This is a genomic window from Lachnoclostridium sp. Marseille-P6806, from assembly GCF_964238185.1.
In the GTDB taxonomy this organism is placed as follows: domain Bacteria; phylum Bacillota; class Clostridia; order Lachnospirales; family Lachnospiraceae; genus Brotaphodocola.
The window spans coordinates 11970-25096 of sequence record NZ_CAXSLG010000003.1 but is presented as its reverse complement, the minus strand read 5'-3'; the positions used below and the strand labels follow the sequence as shown (position 1 = coordinate 25096).

Genomic DNA, 13127 nt, shown 5'->3' with positions numbered 1-13127 from the left:
GTAGGCGGGAGAAAGCTTTTGACAGTAGAGAAAGGCAGGGGAAAATATGCGGGAAAAATTGACCAAAACAGATGTGGAAAAAATTCAGGCGGAAATCGAGCACAGAAAACTGGTTGTTCGTCCGGAGTGTTTAGAGGCAGTAAAGGAAGCGCGGGCCCATGGAGATCTCAGTGAAAATTTTGAATACCATGCAGCAAAGCGGGAGAAGAATCAGAATGAAAGCCGGATCCGCTATCTGGAAAATATGTTAAAAAATGCCATTCTTATTTCGGATACATCCAGAGAGGATGAGGTGGGAATCAATAATACGGTGACCCTTTACATGGAGGATGATGACGAGGAGGAGGTATACAAGCTGGTCACCAGCATCCGGGGCAATTCCATGCACAATATGATCAGCACAGAGTCTCCCTTGGGGAAGGCAATTCTGCGGCATAAGGTGGGGGAGCGTGTTCTGGTTAAGGCCAGCGATACCTATAGTTATTATGTGGTGATAAAGAAGATTGAAAACACCTCTGATTTTGGGGATGAGATCAGAAAATTTTAGAAAATCTGTGGATAACAGGACTGATACGGAAAGCGACCGCGCCGGGCACAGGAAGATGCCGCGGCGCGGTTTGTGATCAGAGAATTATGTCCAGCCGCCGTCCATACTGATAATCTGACCGGTCAGATAGGTGCCCTTGTAGCCCAGATGGTAAACGAAGTCGGCAACCTCTTCTGCCTGGCCCAGCCGTCCGGCTGGAATTTCTTCTACCAGCTGGATCAGTTCATCTTCCTCCAGCCACTGGTTCATTTCTGTGTCAATGGCTCCGCAGGCCACGGCATTGACCTGGATATTGCTGGGAGCCAGTTCCTTGGCAAGAGCCTTGGTGAAAGCGTTGATTCCGCCTTTTGTGGCAGAGTAAGCAACCTCACAGGATGCTCCTACATTGCCCCAGACAGAAGAAATATTGATGATTTTTCCCTTTTCTGCTGACAACATCATGGGAATGGCCAGCTTACAGCAGTTAAATACAGAGGTCAGGTTGGTTCGGACAATTCGATCCCAGTCATCGGAGGTCATATCCTGCAGCAGTCCAATATAAGATATTCCTGCATTGTTTACCAGGACATCCAGAGTTCCGAATTGTTTTTTAATCTGCTGAAACATCGTTTCGCAGGTGCTCATGTCTCCCATATCGCCCAGAAAGGCAAGACAGGAAACCTGATAGCCTTCGATTTCTTTTTTTGCCTGCATCAGCTCCGCCTCTCTGTGAGCACAGCTGATCACTACATTATATCCTTTTTTGGCAAATTTAACCGCTATGGCTTTTCCGATTCCGCGGGAAGCGCCAGTAACAAGAACAACTTTTTTCGCCATAAAATCACTCTCCTTTATGGGTATTATAGCATAAAAAAGGTTACAATTCATTTACATTTTTAAGAAGAGCCTGTATCTTTAAAATAACTTGTGTTATACTTATTTTTGCAGTTATTTTATGTCAAATGAATTATAAGAGGTGAGACGGACATATGGAAAAACAGTATGATTTGGTTATTATCGGATCTGGACCGGCAGGACTGGCAGCGGCAATTTATGCCCAGAGAGCAAGGTTAAATACGCTGGTTATTGAAAAAGAAATGATGAGCGGCGGACAGGTTTTGAGTACCTATGAGGTAGACAATTATCCGGGATTTCCCGGGATCAATGGTTTTGATCTGGGAATGAAGCTGCGTCAGCATGCAGACCAGCTGGAGGCTGTATTCTGTGAGGATGAGGTAGAGGGGATCGAGCTGGTAAAGACAGAGGAGCAGCAGGGAGAGGAACAGCTGCAGGCAGCCGAGCTTCGTGAAATTTCTGATTCCATGATGTCCAAAAGTGCGGCAGAGAAAACTGGAAATTCTGCTGTGATGAAGCGAATCATCGGAAAAAAGGATACCTATTATGCAAAAACGGTAATTATTGCTTCCGGAGCCATGCACAGCAAGCTGGGAGTTCCCGGTGAGGAGGAATTCGGCGGTATGGGCGTCAGCTACTGTGCCACCTGTGACGGAGCATTTTTCCGGAAGAAGGTAACGGCTGTTGTAGGCGGCGGAGATGTGGCGATTGAAGATGCGATTTTTCTGGCCCGGATGTGCGAGCAGGTTTATCTGATTCACCGCAGAGATCAGCTGAGAGGGGCAAGATCTCTTCAGGAAAAGCTGTTTGCTCTGGACAATGTGACTGTGCTCTGGGATACTGTAGTAGAGGAGATTCGCGGAGATGGAAAAGTGAATTCCCTTGCTGTGAAGAATGTAAAAACACAGGAGCAGTCCGAGCTTTCGGTGGACGGTGTGTTTGTAGCAGTTGGAATTACTCCGAACAGCCAGCCGTTTTCCCAGCTGCTTACCCTGGATCATGGATATGTTGCAGCTGATGAAACCTGTGAGACAGGAGTTCCAGGTGTTTTTGCAGCAGGAGATGTGAGAAAGAAGCAGCTGCGTCAGATTGTAACCGCAGTAGCGGACGGCGCAAATGCAGTTACCAGTGCAGAACGATATCTGACAGAACATTAGAGAGGCAGGCAACCAATGAGAACGATTGTAAAAGCACTGGCAGCAGGCTGTATGTGTGTGGCATTTGCAGGGACGATTTCAATGCATGTGTATGCAGATGCGGCAAAGTCTGTCCATCCGGTGACGCTGGTTGCAGCCCCGGCAGATTATGAGAATATTGCAGTTTCCCAGGTGACAGATTATGTGAATATCCGGAAGGAAGCGAATACAGACAGTGATATTGTAGGAAAGATTTACAATAACTGTGCTGCTACGATTTTGGAGACTGTGGAAGGAGAGGGCGGTAAATGGTACCGGATTCAGTCTGGTACTGTGAATGGATTTATCAAAGCTCAGTATTTTATTACCGGGGCAGAGGCGGAGACCCTGGCCCAGTCTATTGGGCGGGAATTTGTTACCATTAATACAGAAAGTCTCCGCCTGCGGGAGGAGCCGAACCTGACCAGTAATACTTTGACGCTGTTGTCTCAGGGCGCCCGCTATGTGGTAAAGGCAGATGCCGGAGAGTTTTTTCAGGTGGAGATTGACTCAGACCTGGTAGGATATGTATCTAAGGATTACTGTAAGGCAGAGGTGGAATTTGATCAGGCTGTTTCTCTTGAGGAGGAAACGGCAAAGAAAGAAGAAGAAGCCAGAAGAAAGCAGGAGGCAGACGCGGCGATTGCAGCTTTGCAGCAGGTGATTCTGGTAGAGGCAAAGCAGGAAAGCACAGATTCTTCAAATACTTCCGGCCAGGCTGCGGCCAGACCGGGAGAGGGACAGCTGATCATCGAGGCAAATCCGGGAGTATCCGGCAGTCAGACGGGGTCCGGCCAGACGGAGGCTGGACAGGACTCCAAGCCGGCAGCTGATGTGAAGCCAGGAAGCAGTCAGCCAGGCAGTAGTACGGGAACAGATTCCGGCTCAAATCCGCCTCAGGCGGCAGTGATTCAGGGCGCTGCGCCTGGAGGCAGCTCCAGCAGCAGTTCTGGCAGTCAGGCTCCAGGAAGTCAGCCGCAGAGCAGTTCAAAGCCCGCAGGAAATTCCCAGGGCGAAAAGCCGAGTGCATCTGTAGTTCTCGCTGGCGGAGGTCCAGGCTCTGCTGCAGTGGCTTCTGCTACACGAACAGCGATTGTAGCCTATGCAAAGCAGTTTTTGGGCAATCCATATGTTTATGGAGGAACCAGTCTGACAAATGGCGCTGACTGCTCTGGATTTACGCAGAGTATTTTCAAGAATTTTGGAATTGAGATAGGAAGAAGCTCCAGAGATCAGGCGGCTAATGGAAAAGAGATCTCCATATCAGCTGTTCAGCCGGGAGATCTGCTGTTTTACGGCAGCGGCAGCTATATTAACCACGTAGCTCTTTACATAGGAGGCGGACAGGTTATCCACTCCAGCAATGAAAGAACAGGAATTCTGATTGCACCGGCCAATTATCGAACGCCATGTAAGGCTGTTACCTTCCTGGATTAGTGGGAGCACAGAATATGGAAAAAAGAAAGATGTATTATGGGCTGGATCTTCTGAAATTTGCATTGGCGATTTTAGTAGCAGCCCGCCATATGATTCAGGTTTTTTATGCAGGAGACAGCCGGTGGCGCCTTCTTATAGGCAGCTGGCTGTCAAATCTGGCCGTGCCGGTATTTTTTATTATCGCAGGATTTCTCTTGTTTCGTAAGGTGCCGGAGTGCCAGACAGGGACCCAAAGGAGCCGGACATTGGAACTGTCCGAGAGAACGGGGAAGCAGAGAAGAAGCCGCAGAAGGGGCGCAGCAGACTGTGGGGAAGAGGAAAACAGCGGACTGGCAGAAAGCGCGGCAGCAGGCACCAGGGGAAGAAGCCGCAGGATGACAGGCAGCGGAACCGGAACGGTATTTACCTACTGCCTGCGCATTTTCAGGCTGTATCTGCTCTGGTGCGTGCTGTACTGGCCGATTGATATTTATAATTGGTATCACGGAACAGAAAGCATCAGGGACTTTGTCAGACATTATATCTGGTCCTTTTTCTTTTCTAGCACCATTGCCCAGCTGTGGTATCTTCCGGCGCTGATTACAGCAGTGCTGATTGTGTGGGCCATGAAAAAGGCAGGTCTGAAGACCTGGCAGATTCTTGTGGCAACGGGAATTTTGTTTATGATTGGATGTCTGGGAGACAACTGGTATTTTACACAGAAGATGCCCATGAAATTTCAGGAATGGGTTATGTGGTATGCGCCCAGGTTTATGACCATGCGAAACGGCCTTTTTTACGGATGCTTTTATCTTGCTTTGGGAATGCATTTTGCAGAAAAAAAGACCCGAATGCCATTTCCGGCGGCTGCCGTTTTCGGGCTTGTTTTTGTGTATCTGATGTATAAGGAAGTAAGCCGGTGCAGCAACACCAATATGGTCTTTACAGCTGCTCCTGCCGCTTATTTTCTGACAGAGGCGGCTATGGGGCTTTCCTGTTCCTCATGGAAGCTGTTTCCAAGAATGCGAAGCATGAGTGAGTGGATTTATTTTTCTCACTTTTATTTCTTCTATCTGTTCTCCTGGACGGCGCCTTACAATCCGGTTCCTTTGACAGAACGGAATATTGCTTTGTTTATCTTTATTCCCATGATTGCTTTTGCGTGGGCAGTGGCAGTATTGTCGGAAAAGAATGGATTTTTGTGGCTGAAAAAGATGATATAGACATAAGACGAGGCAAAAAACAGGGCCGGCTTAAAAGCCGGCCCTGAATCATTGCATTAAAACTCTGGTTCAATCAGTCCGTAGGTATTGCCCTTTCTCTTATAAACTACATTAACCTGTTCGGTCTCTGCATTCAGGAATACGTAAAAATTGTGGCCCAGAAGCTCCATCTGTACACAGGCTTCTTCCGGATCCATAGGCTTCATGGCAAAGCGTTTTGCTTTGACAATCTGGATCTCTTCATCAGCAGGAACCTCTTCGTTCAGGAAGAGAGCGGAGAAGGCCTGAGCTGACTGTTTCTTGTCGATGAGTTTGTTTTTATATTTTTTCATCTGACGTTCGATAATCTCTTCCACCAGATCGATGGATACATACATATCGCTGCTGGATTCTTCAGCGCGGATAATATTGCCTTTGACTGGGATGGTTACCTCTATTTTCTGTCTGTCTTTCTGAACACTGAGTGTCACAATTACCTCGGTATCCGGATTGAAATAACGATCCAGCTTTCCAATTTTTTCTTCAATGGCGGCCCGAAGCCCCGGAGTCACATTCACATTTCTTCCAGTAATCGTATAACGCATTCTCATCAGCTCCTTCTTTTGGGATGTTTTCAGTATACCACACATGTTCGAAAAATTCAATCAGAATGACCAAAATGTTCCGACAATTATTTGTAATTTTGCTCAAAAAAGGATAGCTTGGAAGTCCATGATAAATTGCATTTCTATCTGTGAAACACAGAAAAAGTCAAGAGTTTTGGATGTATTTTTTTCTGTAAAAAACAAGTTTATGAGAAGTATACAAAATGTAAAAGAAAAAAATCCCCTTTTGAAAAAAAGGGAATCGTGGATAAAAAATGTGGATAATGTGGATAAGTTGGTGTATAAGTCGATTTTGGCTGAAAAACGTTGCTTGTGGATAAAAAAAGATATCCACAGGTTTTGTTGTGGACAATGTGGATAATGTGCATAAGTTAAAAATCGAACATAGTTTTTGTGCAATTTGACAGGTTTACCATAATTTTTGTTTTATGTTATCTGTTTTTTCAGAGGGAATGAATACGGCAGAAAGAAAAGGGGAAATTTGTAAATGGAAAGTTAATTTTTTATGAACAGACAGGGAAAACTTGAATAAATCAGGGGTTGGTGTTACAATATAAAAGATTGACTTGAAAGAGAAGAGCCTGTAAAAGGGACGGACAGAAGGAAGAACACAAAGAAACGATTGAAAACAGGAGAACGGACTATGAATTTCATAGAAAAGCTATTTGGTACTCACAGTGAGCGTGAATTGAAAATGATTTATCCCATTGTGGAAAAGATTGAAGCACTGAGACCAAAGATGATAGAGATGACGGATGAAGAGCTGCGGGACAATACCCGTATTTTTAAAGAGCGTTTATCCAATGGGGAAACTCTGGACGATATTCTTCCGGAGGCATTTGCGACTGTCCGGGAGGCAGCAAGAAGAACCTTGAATATGGAGCATTATCCGGTACAGCTGATCGGCGGTATTGTACTGCATCAGGGCCGTATTGCAGAGATGAGAACTGGTGAAGGTAAGACTCTGGTTTCTACTGCTCCGGCTTATCTGAATGCGCTGACAGGAAAGGGCGTTCATATTGTTACGGTAAACGACTATCTGGCAAAGCGAGATGCTGAGTGGATGGGACGTGTCCATGAGTTCCTGGGTCTGACAGTAGGTGTGGTTTTAAACCCCATGACCTCTGAGGAGCGTAAAGCAGCATATAACTGTGATATTACTTATGTAACCAACAATGAGCTGGGCTTTGACTACCTGCGCGATAACATGGCTATTTATAAGGAACAGATGGTTCTGCGCGATCTGGAATATGCCATTATCGACGAGGTGGACTCTGTACTGATTGACGAGGCGAGAACGCCTCTGATTATTTCCGGTCAGAGCGGCAAATCTACCAAGCTGTACGAGGTCTGCGATGTGCTGGCTCATCAGCTGGTGCGCGGTGAGGCTTCCGGTGAATTTACCAAGATGAACGCCATTATGGGGGAGGACATTGAGGAAACAGGAGACTTTATTGTAAATGAAAAGGATAAGGTCGTAAACCTGACAGAGGATGGTGTCCGCAAGGTTGAGGAATTCTTCCATATTGAAAACCTGGCAGATCCGGAGAATCTGGAGATTCAGCACAATATTATTCTTGCTCTTCGGGCAAACAACCTGATGTTCCGTGATAAGGACTATGTAGTAAAGGACGATGAGATTCTGATTGTTGATGAGTTTACCGGACGTATTATGCCGGGCCGTCGTTATTCTGACGGACTGCATCAGGCGATTGAGGCAAAGGAGCATGTAAATGTGCGTCGGGAGAGCAAGACTCTGGCTACGATTACCTTCCAGAACTTCTTCAACAAGTTCCACAAGAAGGCTGGTATGACTGGTACGGCTCTGACTGAGGAGAAGGAGTTCCGCAATACCTACGCTATGGATGCGATTGCTATTCCGACCAACAGACCCATTGCCCGTATTGACCATGAGGATGCTGTTTATAAGACCAAACGGGAGAAATTCAATGCAGTTGTAGATGAGGTGGCTGCTGCCCATGAAAAGGGACAGCCGGTTCTGGTTGGTACCATTACGATTGAAACCTCTGAGATGCTCAGCAAGATGTTAAAGAAGCGGGGCATTCCTCATAAGGTTCTGAATGCAAAGTATCATGAGCTGGAGGCTGAGATTGTAGCAGATGCAGGTGTTCACGGAGCAGTTACTATCGCTACCAATATGGCAGGCCGTGGTACGGATATTAAGCTGGATGAGGAGTCCAGAGCTCTGGGCGGCTTAAAGATCATTGGTACAGAGCGTCACGAGTCCAGGCGTATTGACAATCAGCTGCGCGGACGTTCCGGACGTCAGGGAGATCCGGGTGAATCCCGTTTCTACATCTCTCTGGAGGATGATCTGATGCGTCTGTTCGGCTCTGAGCGTCTGATGAAGATGTTTGAGGCTCTGGGTGTGCCGGACGGCGAGCAGATTGAGCATAAGATGCTTTCCAATGCTATTGAGAAGGCACAGATGAAGATTGAGAACAACAACTACGGAATTCGTGAGAACCTGCTGCGGTATGATGAGGTAAACAACGAGCAGCGTGAGATTATCTACGCAGAGCGCCGGAAGGTTCTGGACGGCGACAATATGCGGGATGTAATTCTGAAGATGATTACGGATATTGTGGAAAATGCAGTTGATCTGTCTCTTTCTGACGAACAGAATCCTGATGAGTGGGATCTGAGCGAGTTAAACAGCCTGCTGCTTCCCGTGATTCCGCTGCAGACGATTACAAAGGAAAACCATGAGGTCTCCAAGAAGAATGAACTGAAGCATATGCTGAAGGAAGAGGCTATTAAGCTGTATGAGGCTAAGGAAGCTGAATTCCCGGATGCAGAGCAGATCCGTGAGATTGAGCGTGTAGTTCTTTTGAAGGTAATTGATAATAAGTGGATGAGCCATATTGATGATATGGATCAGCTTCGTCAGGGTATCGGCCTTCAGGCTTACGGCCAGAGAGATCCGGTTGTTGAGTATAAGATGAGCGCCTTTGAGATGTTTGAGGCTATGACAGCGGCAATTACGGAGGAGACTGTTCGTATTCTGTTCCACATTCGCGTGGAGCAGAAGGTTGAGAGAGAGCCGGCTGCGAAAGTAACTGGTACGAATCGTGATGACACTGCACTTCGGGCTCCGAAGAAGCGCGAAGTGCAGAAGGTTTACCCCAATGATCCCTGTCCCTGCGGCAGCGGTAAGAAGTATAAGCAGTGTTGCGGACGGAAGAGAATTTAATGCAAGGCTGAACGGCTACAATTTAACCCGTCTGAGGCAAATGATAGAAAGCGAGTGAAAACCCCCTGAGGCAGTTCCTTTTGAAGGAGCTGCCTCAGGGGGCTTTTCAGTGGTTGGGGGAAACCGATAGAACTAAGCGCCGGATTGACGGCAGCCTGATAAGATGATATGATAGTTGAGTCAAAGAAGTTGAAAATGGCGATTATTATATGAAAGAAGGTGACACAGTGGTAGAATTAGATCAGTTCAAGTATACGTTATCGACCTTTGAAAAACCATTAGTGGAAGTGAGGGATTCACTTTGACCTGGATAACAAGGTCAGACGAATCGATGAATTAGACAAATCCATGGAGGAGCCAGGGTTCTGGGATGATGCAGAGAAGTCTACCAAGCTGGTGCAGGAGGCGAAGCATCTGAAGGATACCGTTGAGCTTTACCGTGGTCTGGAGCAGGAGTACGAGGATATTCAGGTGATGATTGAGATGGGATATGAAGAAAATGATCCGTCTCTGATTCCGGAAATTGAGGAAATGCTTCAGGAGTTTGAGAAGAATCTGGAGAAGCTGCGTCTGGAAACGCTGCTGTCCGGAGAATATGACAAGTACAATGCGATTCTCCGTCTGAATGCAGGAGCCGGAGGAACAGAGTCCTGTGACTGGTGCAGCATGCTGTACCGGATGTACTGCAGGTGGGCAGATAAAATGGGATTTAAAACAGAGGTTCTGGATTATCTGGACGGAGATGAAGCAGGAATTAAGTCTGTTACGATTCAGATTAACGGGGAGAATGCCTTCGGATATCTGAAATCAGAGCGGGGCGTACATCGTCTGGTTCGGATTTCGCCCTTTAATGCGGCAGGCAAACGGCAGACCTCCTTTGTTTCCTGTGATGTTATGCCGGATATTGAGGAGGATCTGGATGTGGAGATCAATCAGGATGATTTGCGGATTGATACCTATCGTTCCAGCGGAGCCGGCGGTCAGCATATTAACAAGACCTCTTCGGCAATCCGAATTACTCATATTCCTACAGGAATTGTGGTACAGTGCCAGAATGAGCGTTCTCAGTTCCAGAATAAGGATAAGGCAATGCAGATGCTGAAGGCAAAGCTGTATATGTTAAAGCAGCAGGAAAATGCAGAGAAGCTTTCTGATATTCGCGGCGACGTAAAGGAGATCGGATGGGGAAACCAGATCCGTTCCTATGTGCTGCAGCCGTATACAATGGTAAAGGATCTGCGTACCGGTGAAGAAACGGGAAATGTGGCTAATGTGCTGGACGGAGGACTGGATCCCTTTATCAGCGCCTACTTACGGTGGCTGAGTCTGGGATGTCCGGATCGAAAGGCCAGTGCTGAAGATTAAAGGCCGTAAGGATTGGTTGTAAATGCAGACTCCAGGGGCTGAAAAACACAAGAAAACGTGAAAAAAGAAGAAAACAGGATGCAAACAGAAAAAATGCTTGCATCCTGTTATTTTTTGTGATAATATCTTCGAAGTGAATACAAATGTTTTTGCCGTACGAACAAATGCGGTTTTACAGTATAAACAGGAAGCGAAGGACCGGGGATGGCAGAGGAAAAAAGTAAGTATTTTGTGGTGAAAAAGAAAGCGGTTCCAGAAGTACTTCTGAAGGTTGTGGAAGCCAAAAAGCTATTGGAATCAGAACGTGCTCTGACGGTACAGGATGCAACGGAGCGTGTGGGAATCAGCCGCAGTTCTTTTTATAAGTATAAGGATGATATTTTCCCATTTTATGATAATACCAAGGGGAAAACAGTAACATTTGTAGTACAGATGGATGACGAACAGGGGCTTTTGTCAGATCTGCTTCATGTTGTGGCGGTATACAAGGCCAATATCCTGACGATCCACCAGAGTATTCCAGTAAATGGAGTGGCAACTCTGACTCTTTCTGTGGAGGTAAAAGCCAACACAGGAAATGTGTCGCGGATGGTGGAGGAAATTGAGGAGCATCAGGGGATTCACTATGTGAAGATTTTGGCAAGGGAGTAAGAGGAGTTATAAATAAAATATAAAGTGAGGGAATGGATATGATACATGCAGCGGTAATGGGATATGGCACAATCGGTTCCGGTGTAGCCGAGATTCTGGATAGAAACAGCGTTCAGATTACGGAGGCAGCCGGTGAAGAGGTTGCTTTAAAATATGTTCTGGATTTGAGAGATTTTCCAGGAAGTCCTGTGGAGGATAAGATTGTTCATGATTTTTCTGTGATTGAGCAGGATGCGGATGTTTCCGTGGTGGTAGAAGCTATGGGAGGATTGAATCCGGCATATCCCTTTGTAAAGGCCTGTCTGATGGCGGGAAAGCATGTAGTCACTTCTAATAAGGCTCTGGTAGCGGCTCATGGCACGGAGCTTCTGGCGATTGCCAGAGAGCATCAGGTAAATTTCCTGTTTGAAGCCAGCGTAGGCGGCGGAATTCCCATTATCCGTCCTCTCTATCGCTGTTTGAAGGGAGAGGTCATTGAGGAGATAACCGGTATTTTAAACGGAACTACCAATTATATTCTGACCAGAATGGATCGGGCGGGAGTTTCCTTTGAAGCTGCTTTAAAGGAAGCTCAGGACATGGGCTATGCGGAACGCAATCCGGAGGCTGATGTTGAGGGACACGATACTTGCCGCAAGATTGCGATTCTGACAGCAATGGCAACCGGCAAAGAGGTCAATTATGAGGATATCTACACGGAAGGAATTACAAGAATTACAGATGTAGATTTTCAGTATGCAGAAAAGCTTGGGGCCTCCGTGAAACTGTTTGGTTCCAGCCGGATAGACGGGGAGCAGGTACATGCCTGGGTTGCTCCGGTTATGATTGGACGGGATCATGTGCTTTATTCTGTAAGCGATGTGTTTAACGGAGTCATGGTAAAGGGCAATATGGTAGGAACGACGATGTTTTATGGAAGCGGCGCAGGAAAGCTGCCGACAGCCAGCGCTGTTGTTGCTGATATCATTGCTGCAGTCCGCCATAAGAATATGAATATTGCCATTGGCTGGAGCGAGGAGCGTCAGACCATTGCGCCCATGGATACTTCCAGTTATCGGTATTTTGTCCGTGTAGACGGAAACTGTGAGGAAAACCGGAGCAGAGTAGAAGCGGTCTTTGGAAAGGCAGAGCTTACGGTTCTGGACGGTCTGGACGAGTTTGCATTTGTAACAGAGAAAATGACGGAGGCTGCTTTTAAAGAAAAGGCAGTGGAGTTTGACAGCGCTTGTCAGGCTTTTGGAAAGAAGGGCATCCTTCAGATGATCCGTGCGGAGTTGTAAAAGGAGAAAATCATGAGCATAAAGTCTCTGCTTGTCAGCCTGTTTCGTATGCCGTGTCTCTTCCATCTGATGACAGGACTGTACTGTCCCGGATGCGGAGGAACGAGAGCAGTGAAATATCTGCTGCAGGGTGATTGGAAAAACAGTCTGATTTATCATCCCTTTGTGCTTTATAGTGTAATTGCAGCGGCCCTGTGGGCCGCTGATGCCATTTATGGGAAAGTATGTTCCGGGCGCAGAAGGCGCGCTTCGAAAAAGAGAGAGTCTCTGTTTTTGATCTTAGGAACAGCGATTATTCTGATAAACTGGATTGCGAAAAATCTGCTGCTTGTATGCTGGGGAATCGATCTTCTGGCAGTCCCTCTCTAAAGGGGACTGCCTGGGATTACTGGGCAGCAGGTGCCATGCTTTCCAGCATTTCCTGAGTTTGTCTGTAAATTTCTTTGATTATGCCGGCATTGGCCGGATCTTCCATAATATTCATTGCCCACATATACTGAAAGAAAATAAAAAAGCTGAACAGGATACAGATGCAGCCCAGAATAATGCCAACAATGGCCTGAGGTTTTAAGGGCTGTTCCTTTTTGGAGAGCCAGGCTAAAATCAGGGCTGTGGAACCACAGATTAGCTGTAGGGGCGGATTGCAGCAGGCTAAAAATCCCAGAATACCTGCGAGAATACTGAAAAAGGGCAGCCGGTCGTAAATGGGCCGCTCCTGAGATTGCTGTTGATTCATAAATCATCCTCCGGTGTATATAAAATGTCTGACAGCGGTGCTTTTGGTCTGCCAGATGGCAGCGCTCCACAGAATCAGCGG

The 13127-nt window shown here is 46.8% G+C and carries 12 protein-coding genes; 9 read left to right on the top strand and 3 right to left on the bottom strand.

The genetic code is table 11. From position 1 onward, the window contains the following. Nucleotides 1–46 precede the first annotated feature (46 nt). Nucleotides 47–547 (top strand): transcription elongation factor GreA, encoded by a 501-nt coding sequence (gene greA, locus ACESON_RS04195; protein WP_373108647.1) that lies wholly within the window; start codon nucleotides 47–49, stop codon nucleotides 545–547. Nucleotides 548–631: 84 nt separating this feature from the next. Here the strand turns inward: greA and ymfI are convergent, their stop codons facing one another. Next, nucleotides 632–1363 carry an elongation factor P 5-aminopentanone reductase gene (gene ymfI / locus ACESON_RS04190; RefSeq protein WP_373108646.1) on the bottom strand — a complete coding sequence of 244 codons (732 nt, stop codon included), beginning with the start codon at nucleotides 1361–1363 and terminating at the stop codon, nucleotides 632–634. 152 nt (nucleotides 1364–1515) lie between these two features. On the opposite strand from ymfI, the gene ACESON_RS04185 reads away from it, so the two are divergent. The 3 genes from ACESON_RS04185 to ACESON_RS04175 are packed head-to-tail and all read left to right on the top strand — an operon-like array spanning nucleotide 1516 to nucleotide 5195. Further along, a complete protein-coding gene (locus ACESON_RS04185; RefSeq protein ID WP_373108645.1) occupies nucleotides 1516–2538 on the top strand; it encodes an NAD(P)/FAD-dependent oxidoreductase in 1023 nt (340 codons plus the stop codon). A 15-nt stretch (nucleotides 2539–2553) separates the two neighbouring features. Continuing rightward, nucleotides 2554–3993 carry an NlpC/P60 family protein gene (locus ACESON_RS04180; RefSeq protein ID WP_373108644.1) on the top strand — a complete coding sequence of 480 codons (1440 nt, stop codon included), beginning with the start codon at nucleotides 2554–2556 and terminating at the stop codon, nucleotides 3991–3993. A gap of 14 nt (nucleotides 3994–4007) precedes the next feature. Beyond that, complete coding sequence (locus ACESON_RS04175; RefSeq protein ID WP_373108643.1) at nucleotides 4008–5195, top strand: acyltransferase family protein; 1188 nt, start codon at nucleotides 4008–4010, stop codon at nucleotides 5193–5195. Nucleotides 5196–5251: 56 nt separating this feature from the next. On the opposite strand, the gene hpf is transcribed toward ACESON_RS04175, so the two are convergent. Then, nucleotides 5252–5779, bottom strand: coding sequence for a ribosome hibernation-promoting factor, HPF/YfiA family (gene hpf / locus ACESON_RS04170; RefSeq protein ID WP_373108864.1), 528 nt, complete (start codon nucleotides 5777–5779; stop codon nucleotides 5252–5254). Nucleotides 5780–6443: 664 nt separating this feature from the next. Here hpf and secA point away from each other — a divergent pair. The 5 genes from secA to ACESON_RS04145 all read left to right on the top strand — a co-directional run bounded on the left by secA (nucleotide 6444) and on the right by ACESON_RS04145 (nucleotide 12679). Then, nucleotides 6444–9014 (top strand): preprotein translocase subunit SecA, encoded by a 2571-nt coding sequence (gene secA, locus ACESON_RS04165; RefSeq protein ID WP_373108642.1) that lies wholly within the window; start codon nucleotides 6444–6446, stop codon nucleotides 9012–9014. 227 nt (nucleotides 9015–9241) lie between these two features. After that, a protein-coding gene (prfB, locus tag ACESON_RS04160; RefSeq protein ID WP_373108863.1) for a peptide chain release factor 2 occupies nucleotides 9242–10379 on the top strand; the annotation gives its coding sequence in 2 pieces (ribosomal slippage) (nucleotides 9242–9316 and nucleotides 9318–10379; 1137 coding nt in all). 204 nt (nucleotides 10380–10583) lie between these two features. Then, nucleotides 10584–11030: an ACT domain-containing protein gene (locus ACESON_RS04155; RefSeq protein ID WP_373108641.1), complete on the top strand. Its 447-nt coding sequence runs from the start codon at nucleotides 10584–10586 to the stop codon at nucleotides 11028–11030. 38 nt (nucleotides 11031–11068) lie between these two features. Continuing rightward, nucleotides 11069–12310 carry a homoserine dehydrogenase gene (locus ACESON_RS04150; RefSeq protein WP_373108640.1) on the top strand — a complete coding sequence of 414 codons (1242 nt, stop codon included), beginning with the start codon at nucleotides 11069–11071 and terminating at the stop codon, nucleotides 12308–12310. A gap of 12 nt (nucleotides 12311–12322) precedes the next feature. Beyond that, complete coding sequence (locus tag ACESON_RS04145) at nucleotides 12323–12679, top strand: DUF2752 domain-containing protein (RefSeq protein ID WP_373108639.1); 357 nt, start codon at nucleotides 12323–12325, stop codon at nucleotides 12677–12679. A gap of 16 nt (nucleotides 12680–12695) precedes the next feature. On the opposite strand, the gene ACESON_RS04140 is transcribed toward ACESON_RS04145, so the two are convergent. Next, nucleotides 12696–13046 carry a hypothetical protein gene (locus ACESON_RS04140; protein ID WP_373108638.1) on the bottom strand — a complete coding sequence of 117 codons (351 nt, stop codon included), beginning with the start codon at nucleotides 13044–13046 and terminating at the stop codon, nucleotides 12696–12698. Nucleotides 13047–13127: the final 81 nt, after the last annotated feature.

Coding starts and splice junctions, on each gene's coding strand:
- greA (WP_373108647.1), top strand. CDS start 47: ATGCGGGAAAAATTGACCAAAACAGATGTGGAAAAAATTCAGGCGGAA.
- ymfI (WP_373108646.1), bottom strand. CDS start 1,363: ATGGCGAAAAAAGTTGTTCTTGTTACTGGCGCTTCCCGCGGAATCGGA.
- ACESON_RS04185 (WP_373108645.1), top strand. CDS start 1,516: ATGGAAAAACAGTATGATTTGGTTATTATCGGATCTGGACCGGCAGGA.
- ACESON_RS04180 (WP_373108644.1), top strand. CDS start 2,554: ATGAGAACGATTGTAAAAGCACTGGCAGCAGGCTGTATGTGTGTGGCA.
- ACESON_RS04175 (WP_373108643.1), top strand. CDS start 4,008: ATGGAAAAAAGAAAGATGTATTATGGGCTGGATCTTCTGAAATTTGCA.
- hpf (WP_373108864.1), bottom strand. CDS start 5,779: ATGCGTTATACGATTACTGGAAGAAATGTGAATGTGACTCCGGGGCTT.
- secA (WP_373108642.1), top strand. CDS start 6,444: ATGAATTTCATAGAAAAGCTATTTGGTACTCACAGTGAGCGTGAATTG.
- ACESON_RS04155 (WP_373108641.1), top strand. CDS start 10,584: ATGGCAGAGGAAAAAAGTAAGTATTTTGTGGTGAAAAAGAAAGCGGTT.
- ACESON_RS04150 (WP_373108640.1), top strand. CDS start 11,069: ATGATACATGCAGCGGTAATGGGATATGGCACAATCGGTTCCGGTGTA.
- ACESON_RS04145 (WP_373108639.1), top strand. CDS start 12,323: ATGAGCATAAAGTCTCTGCTTGTCAGCCTGTTTCGTATGCCGTGTCTC.
- ACESON_RS04140 (WP_373108638.1), bottom strand. CDS start 13,046: ATGAATCAACAGCAATCTCAGGAGCGGCCCATTTACGACCGGCTGCCC.